The organism is Halomonas sp. RT37 (assembly GCF_040070525.1).
In the GTDB taxonomy this organism is placed as follows: Bacteria; Pseudomonadota; Gammaproteobacteria; order Pseudomonadales; family Halomonadaceae; genus Halomonas; species Halomonas litopenaei.
This window is the reverse complement of sequence record NZ_CP098827.1, coordinates 4,685,669-4,702,052: the sequence shown is the minus strand read 5'-3', so window position 1 is coordinate 4,702,052 and position 16,384 is coordinate 4,685,669. Positions and strand designations below refer to the sequence as shown.

Annotated in this window: 17 protein-coding genes; 14 read left to right on the top strand and 3 right to left on the bottom strand. The window is 66.5% G+C overall.

Annotated elements, in window-relative coordinates; translation table 11 throughout:
• The first annotated feature begins 1 nt into the window (after position 1).
• Positions 2-748 (top strand): SDR family oxidoreductase, encoded by a 747-nt coding sequence (locus NFG58_RS20470; RefSeq protein ID WP_108132045.1) that lies wholly within the window; start codon positions 2-4, stop codon positions 746-748.
• Positions 749-881: 133 nt separating this feature from the next.
• A complete protein-coding gene (locus NFG58_RS20465; protein ID WP_348827269.1) occupies positions 882-2,699 on the top strand; it encodes an EAL domain-containing protein in 1,818 nt (605 codons plus the stop codon).
• Positions 2,700-2,836: 137 nt separating this feature from the next.
• Here the strand turns inward: NFG58_RS20465 and NFG58_RS20460 are convergent, their stop codons facing one another.
• The 3 genes from NFG58_RS20460 to flgA all read right to left on the bottom strand — a co-directional run bounded on the left by NFG58_RS20460 (position 2,837) and on the right by flgA (position 4,775).
• Entirely contained in the window at positions 2,837-3,286 is a 450-nt protein-coding gene (locus NFG58_RS20460; RefSeq protein WP_045994752.1) for a flagellar protein FlgN, read from the bottom strand.
• The gene (flgM, locus tag NFG58_RS20455) at positions 3,283-3,588 is read right to left on the bottom strand and encodes a flagellar biosynthesis anti-sigma factor FlgM (protein WP_348827268.1); all 306 of its coding nucleotides are present in this window, start codon (positions 3,586-3,588) and stop codon (positions 3,283-3,285) included. The genes NFG58_RS20460 and flgM overlap by 4 nt, the downstream gene beginning before the upstream one ends.
• A gap of 353 nt (positions 3,589-3,941) precedes the next feature.
• Positions 3,942-4,775, bottom strand: coding sequence for a flagellar basal body P-ring formation chaperone FlgA (gene flgA / locus NFG58_RS20450; protein ID WP_348827267.1), 834 nt, complete (start codon positions 4,773-4,775; stop codon positions 3,942-3,944).
• A gap of 182 nt (positions 4,776-4,957) precedes the next feature.
• Here flgA and flgB point away from each other — a divergent pair, with 182 nt between their 5' ends.
• The 12 genes from flgB (at position 4,958) to NFG58_RS20390 (ending at position 16,342) form a co-directional block, all read left to right on the top strand.
• Entirely contained in the window at positions 4,958-5,374 is a 417-nt protein-coding gene (gene flgB, locus NFG58_RS20445; RefSeq protein ID WP_108132049.1) for a flagellar basal body rod protein FlgB, read from the top strand.
• A 39-nt stretch (positions 5,375-5,413) separates the two neighbouring features.
• Entirely contained in the window at positions 5,414-5,818 is a 405-nt protein-coding gene (gene flgC / locus NFG58_RS20440) for a flagellar basal body rod protein FlgC (protein WP_045992584.1), read from the top strand.
• A 4-nt stretch (positions 5,819-5,822) separates the two neighbouring features.
• Complete coding sequence (gene flgD / locus NFG58_RS20435) at positions 5,823-6,518, top strand: flagellar hook assembly protein FlgD (RefSeq protein ID WP_045992585.1); 696 nt, start codon at positions 5,823-5,825, stop codon at positions 6,516-6,518.
• Positions 6,519-6,574: 56 nt separating this feature from the next.
• Positions 6,575-7,825 carry a flagellar hook protein FlgE gene (flgE, locus tag NFG58_RS20430; RefSeq protein WP_348827266.1) on the top strand — a complete coding sequence of 417 codons (1,251 nt, stop codon included), beginning with the start codon at positions 6,575-6,577 and terminating at the stop codon, positions 7,823-7,825.
• A gap of 60 nt (positions 7,826-7,885) precedes the next feature.
• Entirely contained in the window at positions 7,886-8,641 is a 756-nt protein-coding gene (gene flgF, locus NFG58_RS20425) for a flagellar basal-body rod protein FlgF (RefSeq protein WP_045992587.1), read from the top strand.
• A 73-nt stretch (positions 8,642-8,714) separates the two neighbouring features.
• On the top strand, positions 8,715-9,497 hold the full coding sequence (flgG, locus tag NFG58_RS20420; protein ID WP_045992588.1) for a flagellar basal-body rod protein FlgG: 783 nt from the start codon (positions 8,715-8,717) through the stop codon (positions 9,495-9,497).
• A 53-nt stretch (positions 9,498-9,550) separates the two neighbouring features.
• The gene (locus tag NFG58_RS20415) at positions 9,551-10,273 is read left to right on the top strand and encodes a flagellar basal body L-ring protein FlgH (protein WP_045992589.1); all 723 of its coding nucleotides are present in this window, start codon (positions 9,551-9,553) and stop codon (positions 10,271-10,273) included.
• Positions 10,274-10,331: 58 nt separating this feature from the next.
• Positions 10,332-11,423 (top strand): flagellar basal body P-ring protein FlgI, encoded by a 1,092-nt coding sequence (locus NFG58_RS20410; RefSeq protein WP_274601887.1) that lies wholly within the window; start codon positions 10,332-10,334, stop codon positions 11,421-11,423.
• A gap of 134 nt (positions 11,424-11,557) precedes the next feature.
• Positions 11,558-12,658: a flagellar assembly peptidoglycan hydrolase FlgJ gene (flgJ, locus tag NFG58_RS20405; RefSeq protein ID WP_287164084.1), complete on the top strand. Its 1,101-nt coding sequence runs from the start codon at positions 11,558-11,560 to the stop codon at positions 12,656-12,658.
• A gap of 237 nt (positions 12,659-12,895) precedes the next feature.
• The gene (flgK, locus tag NFG58_RS20400; protein WP_108132055.1) at positions 12,896-14,539 is read left to right on the top strand and encodes a flagellar hook-associated protein FlgK; all 1,644 of its coding nucleotides are present in this window, start codon (positions 12,896-12,898) and stop codon (positions 14,537-14,539) included.
• Positions 14,540-14,551: 12 nt separating this feature from the next.
• Positions 14,552-15,784, top strand: coding sequence for a flagellar hook-associated protein FlgL (flgL, locus tag NFG58_RS20395; protein ID WP_348827265.1), 1,233 nt, complete (start codon positions 14,552-14,554; stop codon positions 15,782-15,784).
• 195 nt (positions 15,785-15,979) lie between these two features.
• Positions 15,980-16,342, top strand: coding sequence for a metalloregulator ArsR/SmtB family transcription factor (locus NFG58_RS20390; protein WP_348827264.1), 363 nt, complete (start codon positions 15,980-15,982; stop codon positions 16,340-16,342).
• Positions 16,343-16,384: the final 42 nt, after the last annotated feature.

The following is a 16,384-nucleotide window of genomic DNA, read 5'->3' as shown; positions in this document are numbered from 1 at the left end:
CATGACAGCTCGATTCGAAGGACGGGTGGCCATCGTCACCGGCGGCGCCTCGGGCATCGGCGCGGCGATCGCCGACTGCCTGGCCGCTGAAGGCGCCCGCGTTGCCGTGCTGGATCGCGAAGATCCCGCCAATCAACACCATTGGGAAGCGTGCGATGTCGCCAGCAGCGAGCAGGTAGAGCGCGCGGTGGCAGCCGTCGCCAGTGCGCTGGGGCGTATCGATATCGTGGTCAACAACGCAGGCATCGGTGCCCAGGGCGATGTCGCGGGCAACCCGGATGAGGAGTGGGCGCGTGCCTGGGAGGTCAACGTCGCCGGCATGGCGCGGGTGTCTCGGGCGGCGCTGCCTCATCTGCGCGAGTCGGACGCCGCCGCCATCGTCAATATGGCGTCCATCGCCGCCACCGCGGGGATTCAGCAAAGGGCCCTGTACTCGGCGACCAAGGGCGCCGTGCTGGCCTTGACCAGAGCCATGGCGGCCGATCACCTGCAACAGGGCATTCGGGTCAACTGTGTCTCGCCCGGCACCGCGGATACCCCCTGGATCGGCCGCTTGCTTGCGCAGGCGCCTGACCCCGAGGCCGAGCGTGCGGCGCTGGAGGCCCGCCAGCCCCACGGACGGCTGGTCGCCGCCGCCGAGGTGGCCCAGGCGGTGGCCTATCTGGCCGATCCCGCCAATCGCTCGACGGTGGGGGTCTGCCTGCCGGTGGACGGTGGCATGGACGCCCTGCGCCTGCGTCCGCGCTAGCCCTGTTCATGTAAAAACCGTTCATGTCGGTCCTCAAGAGTACGCCGGCCTAGCCGATAGTGGTTATATTAGGTAATGCGCACCGCTTACCTCTATCTGGGCAGGGCTCATGGCTAAGGATCGATCAGCGGGCTTGGGCCCGACGACGCTGTTGCAGGCGGCCTCCGCCGGCAAGGTCGCCCATCACCCCTCGGTGGTGGCGGGGCTGGTGCTGGACCGCGCCCCGGTGGGGCTGGCGCTGATCGATGCCAACGACCGCCTGGTATGGGCCAACACCGCGCTGACGGAGCTGGCCTGTCCCACCGGTGGCGAGCTGCAGGGCCGCAACCTCAACGAGCTGTTTCGCCCCTTCGTCAATCTGCTGGGGGAGCGGGGCAGCTACCATACCCTGTCACCCGGCGAGGACTGGCAGCAGGCCTGGCTTGCGGTGGATGACAGCGCTAGCGCCCGGCTGGGGCTGATGTCCTGCGTGGCCTTCGACCGAGGCGCCGATGCGGCTCTGGACAGCGGCACCGATCCGCTGATGTGGCTGGTCACCTTCGTCGATCTCGACGCCGACGCCGACGCGGTACTGGATCGCCGCCATGCCGATATCGGCAATGTGGCCAGTACCTGGATCTTCGAGGACCGCCTGTCCCACGCCTTCGATCGCGCCGACCGTCTGGGCCAGCGCCTGGGCGTGATGCTGATCGAGCTGCATGGCCTGTCGCGCATCCTGGTGGACCATGGCGGCGAGATGGCGTCGCGGGTGTCGCGCCGGGCCGGACGTCGACTGGTCAACGTGCTGCGCCGGGAAGACAGCGTGGTGCAAGTCGATCGCGAACGCTGGGGGGTGCTGCTCGAGCATCCGGTCACGCCGGAGACCCTGCAACTGGTGGCCGACCGCTGCCTCGAGGCGCTGGAACCGCCCTTTACCCTGTCCGGCTATCGGCCCGCCCTGATCGAGCCGCGTATCGGCATCGTCCTGTGCCCGGAAGACGGCGAGGAAGCCGGTGAGCTGCTGGCCCACGCCGAAAAGGCGCTGGAAGAGGCCGTGCCTGGTGGTTTCGCCTTTTACGACGGCAGCCTGCAGCGTCTGATGGAGCGCCAGCAGCGCTTCCGTCACGAGCTGCAGGAAGCGCTGATGTTCCCCGATCAGCAGTTCTATCTGGTGTATCAGCCCCAGTTCGATCTGATCACTCGGCGCTGCTGCGGGCTCGAGGCGCTGGTGCGCTGGCGACATCCTCAGCGTGGCGAGGTCGCGCCGGGGGAATTTGTCGCACTCGCCGCCGAAATGCAGCTGGTCGACCGGCTAGATCGCTGGGTGCTCAAGGAAGTCGTGGCCCAGCGCCGGCGCTGGCGCGAGGCCGGCTCCGAGCTGGGTGACTGGGATATCTCGGTGAACATTCACCATTGCCTGCTGGATCAGGACGGCTTCGATGGCCGCGCCCTGGATCTCTACCTGCGCCAGCTATGCGAGTCTGGCGCGAAGGGGGAGGCGGGTGCCGAGAAAGAGGCGGGCGGCCACTATCGCCACGAGTGCCTCGACTGGTTGTGCCTGGAGGTGGATGGCGCGGGGTTGTTCGAGGTGGGCCACCGCCAGTCCCACCTGTTAAGGCGTATCGTCGCTTTGGGCGTGCGGCTCGGCGTCGATGGGCTGGGCCGCTCCCCGGTGGATCTGTTCGGCATGGCCTCGCTGCCGGTGACCCTGGGCAAGCTGGGGCCGGATACCCTCAAGACCCTGGCCGATCCCTCCACCAGCATGCGCCAGAGTGTGGCGGCGCTGATGCGCTGCCTCGAGGCGCTGGAGTTCGTCGCGGTGGCGGTGGGAGTCGAGACCGCCGAACAGCTCGATACCATCAAGGCGCTGGGGCTGGTTCGGATTCAGGGGCGTCTTGTCGGTGCGCCGCTGGAAAGCGAGGCCCTGGTGGACTGGGCGGCCTCCGGCGCGCATCCCGCGATAGCGATCTGAGCCAGGCATTGATGCCAGCAAGGTGGCAGAGCCGGGCAGGTGTTTCCGAGAGGAGGCGTCAGGCCCGATGTTGAGAGTCTAGGCTGAGAGTCCAAGCTGAGAGCCCAAGCGGCAAGCCAAGACCTTGAACCAGGAAATCAGGCCGAGACGTTGAGCCGAGAAGGCTGCAGCCGGGTGCGGCCGTCGGGCTGGTAGACGCTGGCGTTGGCGATGCGGTGGATCTGGTCGAGCATGCGCTGGTTGTGCTCCATGCGCAGGGCCAGCAGTTCGCCACAGCGCAGGTTGGCGCGGGAGACTTCCCTAGCGAGTGCCATGGTGGCCTGCCAGGCGGCTTCGCAGCCGGCGTCGCGAGCGGCTTGCAGGGTGCCCTCGCGGTCATCGGGGTAGCCCAGTCGGCACTGGACCTGATGGCGGCGCGCTTCCGTCTCGGCAAGCCTTTGCTGGATCTCGGACTTCTGGCCGGCGAGCGCCACCAGCGCCTCGCTGTCGACCTGGCCCTGGACCAGGCACTCCTGTTCCTCGCCCAGCAGGGCCAGCAGCTCGGCGAGTCGCTCACGCTGCTGGTCGAGCAGTCGGGCCAGACTCACGACCGCGAGCCCTCTGAACCATCGCCGAGCATGTCGCGGACGCTGTCGATCAGGCCGTCGGCGATGCGTTCGGGATGGATTTCCAGGCGACCCTCGCGGATGGCGTCACGAATCTGTTCGACCCGGGCGCTGTCGATGTCCTGGCTGGTATCCGCCGCCGGGCGGCTCAGGTGGGCCTGGGCACCGGCTTCGACACCGGCGCCAGCGGCTTTTTGCGTCTCGCTTTGCTGGAGCTTGTCGCTCTGCTGCGGCCCCTCGCTGTGGGCGGGGCGGGTCAGAGGATGTTGCGAATCGATCTTCACGGGCAAGGCCTCACGAGAATGGCGATGGGACCAGGCGCTGGCTGTCGCCGTTGATCCGAATGTCTGCGTCTATGTACATCATCGGCCGCAAGAACAAGAACTTTAGGTCTGGCCGGCTGGCACGGATGATTTTTGTGCCCGTCTAGCTGTGGAAACCCACCAGGCCGCCACCCGAAAAGTCGCCGAGCGCAGCCGCTTCGCAGATATGTCCTGGGCGTTTTACGAAAAGTCGCCGAGCGAAGGTTAGACAAGGCAAAAATCGGAGAGACAGCGCAGTTTACTAGCAGTAAATGAGCAAGTTGATCCGGTTTTTAACGCCGTATTACCGAGCGCAGGCACTTTTCATCAACGTCCTAGTAGGTTACCGCCAGCCGGCCGTGTTCCACCACCCGGGCGTCGAGGATCTGGCGCCGATCCACCCTTACCCGCACGATATCGCCGAGGCCGCCGGCCTCCAGCGCCTCGCCCTGGCGGCTGATGCGAAAGCCCCGGCCACTGGCTTCCACCGCGACCTGCTCGCCGCGTCTCACCAGCTTGGGTGATGTCAGCTGATGGGCCGACAGCGCCTGACCCTGGCGAATCCCGCGTCGGGCGATCTGACCGATGGCCGCTTGTGGATCGGTCAGCGCCTGGGACGGCAGGCGGCTTACGTCGAAGCGCTCGCTGGTCAGCATGTCGGCGCTCAGGCGCTCGCCGGGGGCGATGTCCCGCGCCGCCACCAGGCGCTCGCCCAGCCGGGTGATTTCGGCCTGCAGATAGCGACTGCGATGGCGCTCACCCTCGCAGCGAAGTCCCACCGAGACGCGTCCGGCCAGACGACTCCCCGCCCGGGGCAGGAAGGGCTCGGGCTGGCGGCAGTCGGCGAGGCTTGCCGCCGGCGGGAATACCTGAATCTCCAGATCGCCTGGCCGGGCGCCGTCGGCCAGGGCCTGCTCGAACAGAAAGCTCTCCACCCGTGTCAGCGCTTCCCCGGTGCCCGCATCGACCCCGCCGTCATCGACCGCCTGGCCGCTGGCCTGGGCGGCGGCGTGGCCGGTACTGGCGGCAAAGCCCGTGCTGACACACAGTACCAGCGCCGCCCGGGCGATGACCCAGGACAGGGAAGCAGTGGCTTGTACAAGAGATGAGGATCGAGACATCGGGTTACCGGTGGTCGGTGCGATCTGTAGCGCCCTGGGCCGTTTCAAGGGCGCTTTCCTGGCCATTCAAGGGCCATGGCACACCAGTGTAGAGAAGCGGGCATCGACGCATGGTCTGAAATGGGCGTGGTAATGGGGGCTGTTCACGGCTTTGTGCAGACAGGGGCCTGGGTATTCTTCATCGTCGAACCCCTTGTCTCTTTGTTCCCTTGCTTACGGAGCGCACCGGGATGATCGATCAGCTCGAGGCCTCGCTCGCTTTTCACCAGCAGGCCCTGTCGCTTAGACAGGAACGCCAGAAGGTCCTGGCCAGCAATATCGCCAATGCCGATACCCCCGGCTACAAGGCCCGCGACATGGACTTTTCCCAGGCCCTGGAAGCCGCGACCAAGGGGGCGAATCAGCCGGGTCTGGCCCTGGCGCGGACGTCCAGCCATCACCTGTCGGGCCATGGTCAGGCCATGTCGCTGGGCGGCAGCGAGCTCAAGTACCGCGTACCGGAGCAGGCCAGCCTCGACGGCAACACCGTGGACATGGACCGCGAGCGGGCCGCCTTCACCGACAACTCGGTGCGTTACCAGGCCGCGCTGACGATCCTCAACAGTCGCATCCAGGGCCTCAAGCAGGCCATGCAGCCCGAGCAGTAAGCCCGGTCCATCTCAGTTTCCAAGCAGGGAGAGCGCCCCATGTCGATGTTTTCGATCTTCGATATCTCCGCCTCGGCGATGTCCGCCCAGGCCCAGCGCATGAACGTCACCGCCAGCAATATGGCCAACGCCGACAGCGTGGCCGGCCCCGACGGCGAGGCCTACCGCGCCCGCCAGGCGGTGTTCGAGTCCCGCGCCGCCAGCGATGGCATCGGCGGCGTCGGTGTGCGTGAGGTGGTCGAGGACCCCTCGCCGCTGCGCCAGGAGTATCGCCCCGAGCACCCGCTGGCCGATGACGCCGGCTACGTGGCGATGCCCAACGTCGACCCGGTGGGCGAGATGGTCAACATGATCTCCGCCTCCCGCTCCTATCAAGCCAACGTCGAGGTCATGAACACCAGCAAGCAGCTGATGCTCAAGACCCTGACCCTGGGCGAGGGCTGATCCCATGGCCAACACCATCGATGCAAGCGTTTACCAGTCGGTCAACGCCGCCACTGCTCAGGCCAGCTCCAAGCAGGCGTCCGACGAGCTCGGCGACAACTTCATGACCATGCTGGTGACCCAGCTGCAGAACCAGGATCCGCTCAATCCCATGGACAACAGCGAGATGACCTCGCAGTTGGCCCAGATCAACACGGTTTCCGGCATCGAGTCTCTCAACGAGACCATGTCGTCGATCACCGGCCAGATCAACGCCGGCCAGGCGTTGCAGGCCACCGGGCTGATCGGCAAGGGCGTGCTGGTGCCGGGGGATCGCATCGTCATGGCCCACAACGATGAAGGCGCGCCGGTCTCCACGCCCTTTGGCGTCGAGCTGGAAAGCCCCGCCGCCGAGGTCAAGGTGACCATCACCAACGAGTCCGGCGAGGTCATCAACAGCTACAACCTGGGCCCGGCCTCCGCCGGGACCGAGTCGTTCCAGTGGGACGGCATGACAGGTGAAGGCGTGGCGGCCCCCGAAGGTGCCTATCACGTCAGCATCGAGGCCACCGGTGTCGAGGGCGAGGAGCTTGCGGTGACCGCGCTCAACTACGCCCAGGTCGGCGGGGTGTCCCCGGCGGATGACAGCGGCCAGGTGCAACTCGATCTGGGTGCCGTCTACGGGCAGGTGGCGCTGAGCGATATCCGCCAGATTCTGTAGCGAACGCAGGATGACCGTCGGGTCATCGACGCAGGGAAACGTATAAGGAGAGTGACATGGGTTTTTCACAAGCGCTGAGTGGTCTGAACGCCGCCGCCGACAGCCTGGACGTGCTGGGCAACAATATCGCCAACTCCCAGACCGTGGGCTACAAGAGCGGTAGTGCGCAGTTCGCCGACGTCTTCGCCAACTCCCAGATCGGCCTGGGTACCAAGGTCTCCACCGTGCTGCAGGACTTCAGCGGCGGCAACCTGGAGTCCACCAACCGGCCGCTGGACCTGGGCATCAGCGGCGACGGCTTCTTCCGCATGGAGCAGAACGGCCAGGTGGTGTACAGCCGCAACGGCCAGTTGACCATGACCCCGGACGGCTACCTGCAGAACGCCCAGGGCGCGCGCATCATGGGTTACGGCGTCAACGCCGCCGGTGCGGTCCAGGTGGGCGGCCAGCCCGAGGTACTGCAGATCGAGGCCGACGAGATGCCGGCCAGCGCCACCACCGAGGTGTCCACCACCTTCAACCTGGACTCGCGCAAGGTCGTCGGCGAAGACCTCAACAGCGTCACCCTGGCGGGCTCCGACGGCTCCGCCAGTGTCCCGGTCGATTACCACTACTCCAACAACTTCACCGCCTACGACTCGCTGGGTAACCCGCGCAATGTCACCGTCTACTACGAGAAGACCGGCGACAACCAGTGGACCGCCACCACCGCGATGGACGGCATGGTGCTGATGGATGGTGCCACCCCTGCCGAGCCGCAGACCATGGACATGACGTTCAACGAGAACGGCCAGCTGACGACACCGGGTAACGGCCAGTTCGCACTGACCTTTCCCAACGACCCCTTCCTGGGCGGCGCCAACGACATGGCACTGACCTTCGATATTTCCGGCTCCACCCAGTTCGGCAACAACGCCAGCACCACCTCGCTCAACCAGAACGGTTATACCTCCGGCGCCCTGGTCGGCATCAGCATCGACAGTGACGGCACCGTAGTGCGCAGCTACTCCAACGAGCAGACCCGCCCGGCTGGCCAGATCGCCCTGGCCAGCTTCCGCAACCCCGAGGGCCTGTCACCCGCCGGTGACAACACCTGGGCCGCCACCGATGCCTCCGGCCAGGAGCTGGTCGGTGCCCCGGGTACCGGCCTGCTGGGCGGCATTCAGTCCGGCGCCATCGAGACCTCCAACGTCGACATGGCCAAGGAGCTGGTGAGCATGATCGTCACCCAGCGCGCCTACCAGGCCAATTCGCAGACCATCAAGACCCAGGACGAAGTGCTGCAGACCGCCATCAACCTGCGCTGATGACCACGCCGGACCGCTGCCTCGGGCAGCGGCCTCTCACACCTTCCAGGGGAGTCGTAGATGGATCGCATGCTCTACACCGCCATGAGCGGCGCACGCCAGACCATGGAGCAGCAGTCGGTGGTCAGCCACAACCTGGCCAACGCCTCGACCACCGGCTTTCGCGCCCAGCTTCACGCCATGCGCGCGGTGCCGGTCGAGGGCGAGGCGCGTCTCGACACCCGGGTGTCCACCGCCGCCTCGACCCCGGGGGCGGACTTTTCCCCGGGGGCCATCACCCGCACCGGTCGCACCCTGGACGTGGCCATCGACGGTGACGGCTTCTTCGCGGTGGAAAGCGATGACGGCAGCGAGGCCTACACCCGACGCGGTGACCTGCAGGTGGATGGCAACGGCCTGCTGACCTCGGTGGGGCGCCCGGTGATCGGCGAGGGTGGGCCGATCCAGGTGCCGCTGGAGGCCGAGCTGTTCCTCGGTGCCGACGGCACCATCAGTGCGATCGGCATGGGCCAGGACCCCGACGCCCTGGCCGAGATCGGCCGGCTCAAGCTGGTCGAGCCGCAGCCCGGCGAGCTGACCCGGGGCGGCGACGGCCTGTTTCGCTCCATCGGAGAGAATGGCGAGCCTGCCGCCCTGGCGGCCTCCGACCAGGTACGGGTGGTCAGCGGGGCGCTGGAGGGCAGCAACGTCAATCCGGTGGAGTCCATGGTGGCGATGATCGATGTGGCGCGGCGCTACGAGCTGCAGACCAAGATGATCAGCACCGCCGACGAGAACGCCCAGAAGGCCAACAGCCTGCTGTCGTTGAACGGCTGAGCCCTTCAACCGACGGCCAGGGCCGAATTATTGAGCGGTCAGGGGAGTCTCCTGACCGAGGGAGAGAAGAACCATGATCAAGTCGCTGTGGACGGCCAAGACCGGACTCGAATCCCAGCAGGTCCAGCTGGACGTGATTTCCAACAATCTGGCCAACGTCTCGACCAACGGCTTCAAACAGTCCCGGGCGGTGTTCGAGGACCTTCTGTACCAGAACATGCGCCAGCCCGGCGCCCAGAACAACGTCCAGGACCGCCTGCCCTCGGGCATGCAGATCGGCTCCGGCGTGCGTCCGGTGGCCACCGAGCGCCTGCACACCCAGGGCGGGCTCGAGGCTACCGAGAACTCGCGTGACCTGGCGATCAACGGCAAGGGTTTCTTCCAGGTGCTGATGCCCGACGGCACCACCGCCTTCACCCGCGACGGCAGCTTCCAGCTCGACGAGAACGGCCAGATGGTCACCGCCAACGGCTACCCGCTGGAGCCGGCCATCATCATCCCCGACAACGCCCTGTCGGTGGACATCGGCGAGGACGGCGTGGTCTCGGTGACCCAGCCCGGCACCAGCGAGTCCGACGAGGTGGGCCAGATCACCATCTCCACCTTCGTCAACGCCACCGGACTTCAGTCCATCGGCGGCAACCTGTACCTCGAGACCAGCTCATCGGGGCCGCGCAACGAACTGATGCCGGGCATGAACGGCGCCGGCCGCCTGCTCCAGGGCTATGTGGAGACCTCCAACGTCAACGTGGTGGAGGAGATGGTCAGCATGATCCAGACCCAGCGTGCCTACGAGATCAACTCCAAGGCGGTGCAGACCAGCGATGAGATGCTGGCGCGCCTGGCACAACTCTAGCCATGACCCCGACAATAATTTGCCAACGCCCCTCGGTGGCACTGGAGACGGCCATGCACCCTGACACGACCTCATCATCTGGCGCGCCACACGGTGGGGCTCATGCTGTTCTGCGCCTGGCGACACTGGCGCTGGCCCTGGTGCTGCTGACGCTTGCCGGCTGCGCCCAGATTCCCCACGCCTCGGTGGTGGGCGAGCAGGAGCAGATCGAGATCCCCGATCGACCGCTGCCGGTGGCCAACGGCTCGATCTTCCAGAAGGCCCGGGGCTATCAGCCGCTGTTCGAGGATCGTCGTCCGCGCAGCGTCGGCGACATCCTGACCATCGTGCTGGACGAAGAGGTCAGCGCCAGCAAGAACTCCCGCTCCAACGCCGACCGTGACGGCGGCTCCAGCCTGACCTTCTCCCAGGTGCCGGAAGGCCTGGAGGAATTGATGGACTACGGCTTCGAGATCGACGGCGATACAGATTTCGAGGGCGGCGGTGGCTCCGAGGCCAACAACTCCTTTACCGGCACCATTACCGTCTCGGTGATCGAGGTGATGAACAACGGCAACCTCAGGGTGCGCGGCGAGAAGCAGATCGCGATCAACCAGGGCACCGAGTTCATCCGCTTCGGCGGGGTGGTCAATCCGCGTTTCATCACCACCCAGAACACCGTGCCGTCCACGGCGGTGGCCGATGCGCGCATCGAGTACGTGGGCAACGGCTACATCAACGAGGCGCAGCACATGGGCTGGATGCAGCGGTTCTTCCTGAACGTTTCCCCCTTCTAGGCCGAGCATGATGAGAAACCCTGTCTCCCGTCGCCCCACCCTGACCCTCGGCAGCCTGATGCTGGTGTTGCTGATCGCGCTGTCGGCCTTCTCCCACCTGGCTCGCGCCGAGAAGGTCCGCGACCTGGCCAGCTTCGCCGGGGTGCGCGACAACCAGCTGGTGGGCTACGGCCTGGTGGTGGGCCTGGACGGCTCCGGTGACCAGACCATGCAGGCGCCGTTCACCGGCCAGAGCCTCAACAACATGCTGTCCCAGCTCGGCATCACCGTGCCGCCGGGCACCAACATGCAGTTGCGCAACGTGGCGGCGGTGATGGTCACCGCGGACCTGCCGCCGTTCGCCCAGCCCGGCCAGCGCCTCGACGTGGTGGTGTCTTCCATCGGTAATGCCCGCAGCCTGCGCGGCGGCACCCTGTTGATGACACCATTGAAGGGCGCCGATGGCGACGTCTACGCCCTGGCCCAGGGCAACCTGTTGATCAACGGTGCCGGCGCCGAGTCCGCCGGCTCCAGCGTGCAGATCAGCCACCAGGCCGCCGGGCGCATCGCCGGCGGCGCCATGGTCGAGCAGACGGTACCGCTGGCGCTGGGCAGCCGTGACGGCGTGCTGGAGCTGCAGCTCAACCAGGCCGACTTCGGTACCGCCGAGCGCGTGGTCCGGGCGATCAACGACACCTTCGACTACCCGGTGGCCTCGGCCAGAAACGGCGGGGTCATCGCCCTGAACGGGCCGACCAACGCCAACTCCCGGGTCAACTTCATGGCCCGTGTCGAGAACGTCGACGTCACCCCGATGCCGGCCCGGGCCAAGGTGGTGCTGAATTCGCGCACCGGCTCCATCGTGCTCAACGGCAGCGTGACGCTAAAGCGCGCCGCCGTGGCTCACGGCAACCTGTCGATTGTCATCGACACCGCCTTCGGCGTCAGCCAGCCGGCGCCCTTCAGCCGTGGCGGCGAGACCACGGTGGTACCGGACTCCGATATCACCATCGACGAGGGTCAGGGCACCCTGCAGGTGGTCGAAGGCGCCAATCTGCTCGACGTGGTGGACGCCCTCAACGCCCTCGGCGCGACCCCCAACGACCTGATGTCGATCCTCGAGGCGCTCAAGGCCGCGGGATCGCTCAGAGCCGAGCTGGAGATCATCTGATGGCTATCTCTGATCTTTCATCTGGGCCCATGACAGGGCTGGCTTCGGGGCCCGCAACAAGACTCTCGGGTTCTGCCCTGTCCGGCGCCAGCCGGGCCACCGGCAGCGTCGGCCAGGCCGGCTTCGCGCTGGACATGCAGGGGCTGGCGCGACTCAAGACCAGCGCCCGCCAGCAGGACCCGGCGGCGGCGGCGGAGGCGGCGCGCCAGTTCGAGGCGATGTTCATCAACATGATGATGAAGAGCATGCGCGACGCAGTGCCGTCTTCTGGCCTGACCGACTCGAAGCAGACCCAGTTCTACCAGACGCTGCTCGACCAGCAGTGGTCCCAGACCATGGCCAGCCGCGGCATCGGCCTGGCCGACCAGCTCATGGCCCAGCTACGTGGCCCCGAGGCCAGCCAGGCCAAGGATGTCGAGGCACTGATCGCGGGCATTCCCCGTGGCACGCCGCGTCCGCTGTCCAACGCCCTGAGAGCGGACGCGCCGGCAGACAGCGAGGTCGAGGCGCCGACCAACTTCCTCGACGAGCTGGGCGCCGTCAGCCAGGGCATGACCACCGCCCAGGCCGAGGAGCGCATCAGCGGGCGCGAGGCACGCGACACCCCGGCCCATGTCCAGGCCTTCCTCGACAAGCTGGCCGCCCCGGCCCAGGCCGCCAGCCGCGCCTCCGGCGTGCCGGCGGAATTGATCCTGGCCCAGGCGGCGCTGGAGACCGGCTGGGGCCGTCACGAGATCGCCACCGCCGACGGCAACAACAGTCACAACCTGTTCGGCATCAAGGCCGGCAGCAGTTGGGACGGCCCCACCACCCGTATTACCACCCACGAGGTGGAAGACGGCCAACGCCAGCGTATTCGCGATGACTTTCGGGTCTACGGCTCCTTCGAGGAGGCCTTCACCGACTACGCCAGGCTGATCAGCAACAACGCCCGCTACGCCGAGGTCACCACCGCGCCGGACGCCGAGGCCGCGGCCCACGCGCTACAGCGGGGCGGCTACGCCACCGACCCGGCCTACGCCGCCAAGCTGATCGCGGTGATGCACACCTTCGGCCCGATCGATGACGGCGCAGGCGCCACCCGCGTGGCGGCCGGCGAGGCTCGACCCGCGAATGTCGGCGCATCGCCAGCAGAAGCCGCCAAGAAGGTGGATGCGGGTGCCACCGCGGGTGAGCGTGGCAGCGACTGGCTGGCCAGGGCGGATATAAGCGCCAACCCCACCCAGGTCTTCTAGGGCTTGTCTGAAAAGTGCCTGCGCTCGGTAATACGGCGTTAAAAATCGGATCAACATGCTCATTTACACCCCGTAAACTGCGCTTTCTCACCGATTTTTGCCTTGTCTAACCTTCGCTCGTCGACTTTTCGGACAGCGCCTAGTCGCCCGGAAAATTAATGGTTTTTGCGGTACCGAGGCTCTCAAGCCAGCGGCCATTCGGCCGATAAACAGGCTATCGGCGAAAGGAATTCCACCATGAGCATGTTCTCCATCGGCTTGAGCGGCCTGAATGCCGCCCAGAACGCCCTGACCACCACCAGCAACAACATCAGCAACGTCTATACACCGGGCTACAACCGCGAGATCACGGTGCTGGGCGAGGGCAGCGGCGGGACCCAGGGCGTCCAGGTCAACGACATCGAGCGTCAGTTCAACCAGTACGTGGCCGACCAGCTCAATGGTGCGGTGAGCTCAAGCTCGGCGCTGGACGCCTACCAGACCCAGATCAACCAGATCGACAGCCTGCTGGCCGATCAGGACGCCGGTCTGGCACCGCTGATGCAGAACTTCTTCTCGTCGTTGGAAGACCTGGCCTCGGCCCCCTCGGACCCTGCCGCCCGTCAGGGCGTGCTGGGCGCGGCGGACACCCTGAGCGCCCAGTTCCGCGCCTTCGACAGCTACCTGCAGGACATGCAGGACGGTATCAACAGCCAGATCCGCGACGAGATCACCCAGATCAACAACCAGAGCGAGCAGCTGGCCTCGCTCAACCGCGAGATTTCCCTGGCCAAGGCCAAGACCGGCGAGGCCCCCAACGCGCTGCTCAACCAGCGTGACCAGCTGGTCACCGAGATGAGCGAGCGTATCGGGGTGGAACTGACGGTACAGGACGGTTCTTCCTATCGTGTCAGCCTGCCCGGCGGCCAGCCGCTGGTGGCCGGCACCGAGTCCTACCAGTTGAAGGCGGTGGCCTCGGCCAGCGATCCCCAGCGGGTGGTGGTGGGCTACCAGGACCCCGGCGGCGGCCTGCAGCGACTCGATGAGGACAGCCTGCAGGGCGGCTCGCTCGGCGGGCTGATCCAGTTCCGCTCCGAGACCCTGGATCGCACCCAGAACCAGATCGGCCAGCTGGCGGTGTCCATGGCGGTGGCCTTCAATAAACAGCACGCCGATGGCTACGATCTGGATGGCAATAGCGGTGGCGACATGTTCGACATCGGCGAACCGCGGGTCTTTGCCAACGACGCCAACAGCGGCGGCGCCACGGTCACCGCGAGCTTCAACATCGACAAGATCGAAGACCTCGAGGCGGCCGACTACGAGGTCAAGGTCAGCGACGCTTCGGCCTCGCCGCCGACCTTCGAGGTCACCCGCAAGGACACCGGCGAGGCGGTGGACGCGAGCTTCGACGCCACCGAGAACACCCTGACCTTTGGCGGCGTGACGCTCGGCATCGATGACCCCAGCGCCCTGGCCGACGGCGATCGCTTCGAGGTGCAGCCGGTGCGCCGCGCCGCGGGTGGCTTCGACACCGCCATCAGCGATCCCGACAAGATCGCCGCCGCCGGGGAAACCGGCGCCAGCGGCGACAACGAGAACGCCCTGGCCCTGCAGGGGCTGCAGGACGAGATGAGCGTGGGCGGCAGCGCCACCCTGAGCCAGGCCTACGCCTCGCTGGTCGGAGACGTGGGTAACCGTACCAACGTGGTGCAGGTCAATCTGGCGGCCCAGCAGGGGCTGACCGAGCAGTTGAGCGCGGTGAAGCTGTCCGAGTCCGGGGTCAACCTGGATGAGGAAGCGGCCAACCTGATCCGCTATCAGCAGTACTACCAGGCCAACGCCAAGGTCATCGACACCGCCACCTCGGTGGTCGACACCATCCTCGGACTGCGCGGCTAAGGAGAGCAGAGCATGCGTATCAGCACCGTCACCATGTACGACCAGAGCGTCAGCTCGCTCAACCGTCAGCAGTCCGAGTTTCTTCACCTGAGCCAGCAGCTCGCCAGCGGCAAGCGGGTGGTCAATCCCTCCGACGACCCCCAGGCGGCGTCCCGGGCGGTGGCGGTCAGCCAGGCCCAGGCGGTGACCCAGCAGTACACCGATGCCCGGGTCAGCGCGCGCAACGCCCTGTCCCAGGAAGAAAGCGTGCTCAACAGCGCAAGCGACGCCCTGGCCAGCGCCAAGGCGCTGGTGATCCAGGCCTCCAACGACACCCTGAGCGATGCCGACCGGCAGTCCATCGCCAGTGAACTGCGCGGCGTCTACGAGACGCTGATCGGTCAGGCCAACGCCACCGACGGCAACGGTCGCTACCTGTTCGGTGGCTACGCCGATGGCGCTGAGCCCTTCACCGACAGCGGCAACGGCATCGAGTACGTGGGCGGTGACAAGGTGCGCGAGCAGCAGGTGGACGCCTCGCGACTGATGGCGGTGGGGGATACCGGCGCCGACATCTTCACCAGCGTGCCCAGCGGCGCGGGCTACGTGGCCGAGCAGGGTGACAACAGCGGCAGTGTGACCTTCGCCGGCCCCGATGTGGTCGACAACAGCGACGCCGGCCACGGCAAGCGCTACCAGGTGGAGTTCGGTGGTACCGACGACGCCCCCACCTACAGCGTCAAGGTCGAACAAGACGATGGCTCCTGGGTAAGCGCCGGTGCAGCCCTGGAAGATCAGCCCTACGACCCCGAAGGCACCAGCGTCGAGGTGGGTGGCCTGCGCCTGGAGCTTGAAGGCGCGCCTGCGACCGGCGACAGCGTGACCTTCGGTCCCGCCGACACCATGAACACCAACGTCTTCACCACCTTCGAGAAGGTGCTGTCGGTGCTGGAAGCCCCCGCCGACACCCCCGCAAAGCAGGCGACGCTGCATAACACCCTGAACGGCGCCATGCGCGAGCTGGACGCCAGCCTCGACAACGTGCTGACCAAGCGGGCCTCGGTCGGCGCGCGGCTCAACGAGCTGGACGTGATCGACTCGGTCAGCGGCAACCGCGAGCTCAACTACGCCCAGACCATGTCGGACCTGGTCGATCTGGACTACAACCAGGCGATCTCCGAGTACAGCATGCGTCAGGTAGGCATGCAGGCCGCCCAGCAGGCCTTTATCGGCATTCGCGACCTGTCGCTGTTCAACTATATGTAGGGTCGATGTAGCGCTGGTATAGCGCGCAGGTAGCACGACTCTATCGTCGTCGTGTGACAGCCCCCTCAACCAAAAAGCGGCGCGTCTTGCTGGACGTCGCCGCTTTGTCGTTCTTGGCCAGGGTGACGGCAAGCGAGATGCCCTGGATCAAGAAGTACTTGACCCGCACATCAATATGTCCATAATTCCGGACATATGGACAAAGACGATCTGCAACCGACCCTCGACACCTTCGCTGCGCTGTCTCAGCCCACCCGGCTCGCTGCCTTTCGCCTGCTGGTGCGCCACGAGCCCGAAGGCCTGCCTGCCGGCGAGCTGGCCCGCCGCCTGGAGGTGCCCCACAACACCCTGTCGGCCCACCTTGGCGTGCTCAGCCGGGCGGGGCTGGTCAGCCAGCGCCGGGAAAGCCGCTCCATCGTCTATCGGGCGGACCTGGCGCACATGGTGGCCACCCTCGACTTTCTGGTGCGCGACTGCTGCGCCAGCCGGCCGGAGGTGTGCAACCCCCTGGCCGACCTGCTGGGCCCCGCCACCGGTGACGACACCAGGACCTGCTGAGCCACGACAGCCTCGATAGCCAAGAGCGCCTCCCGGAGACCC

Excerpts from the sequence above, each read along its gene's own strand:
- flgE (WP_348827266.1), top strand. The coding sequence starts at position 6,575 with ATGGGTTTTTCACAAGCGCTGAGTGGTCTGAACGCCGCCGCCGACAGC.
- flgB (WP_108132049.1), top strand. The coding sequence starts at position 4,958 with ATGATCGATCAGCTCGAGGCCTCGCTCGCTTTTCACCAGCAGGCCCTG.
- flgG (WP_045992588.1), top strand. The coding sequence starts at position 8,715 with ATGATCAAGTCGCTGTGGACGGCCAAGACCGGACTCGAATCCCAGCAG.
- NFG58_RS20410 (WP_274601887.1), top strand. The coding sequence starts at position 10,332 with ATGCTGGTGTTGCTGATCGCGCTGTCGGCCTTCTCCCACCTGGCTCGC.
- flgL (WP_348827265.1), top strand. The coding sequence starts at position 14,552 with ATGCGTATCAGCACCGTCACCATGTACGACCAGAGCGTCAGCTCGCTC.
- NFG58_RS20415 (WP_045992589.1), top strand. The coding sequence starts at position 9,551 with ATGCACCCTGACACGACCTCATCATCTGGCGCGCCACACGGTGGGGCT.
- flgD (WP_045992585.1), top strand. The coding sequence starts at position 5,823 with ATGGCCAACACCATCGATGCAAGCGTTTACCAGTCGGTCAACGCCGCC.
- flgC (WP_045992584.1), top strand. The coding sequence starts at position 5,414 with ATGTCGATGTTTTCGATCTTCGATATCTCCGCCTCGGCGATGTCCGCC.
- flgK (WP_108132055.1), top strand. The coding sequence starts at position 12,896 with ATGAGCATGTTCTCCATCGGCTTGAGCGGCCTGAATGCCGCCCAGAAC.
- NFG58_RS20390 (WP_348827264.1), top strand. The coding sequence starts at position 15,980 with ATGGACAAAGACGATCTGCAACCGACCCTCGACACCTTCGCTGCGCTG.
- flgJ (WP_287164084.1), top strand. The coding sequence starts at position 11,558 with ATGCAGGGGCTGGCGCGACTCAAGACCAGCGCCCGCCAGCAGGACCCG.
- flgF (WP_045992587.1), top strand. The coding sequence starts at position 7,886 with ATGGATCGCATGCTCTACACCGCCATGAGCGGCGCACGCCAGACCATG.
- NFG58_RS20470 (WP_108132045.1), top strand. The coding sequence starts at position 2 with ATGACAGCTCGATTCGAAGGACGGGTGGCCATCGTCACCGGCGGCGCC.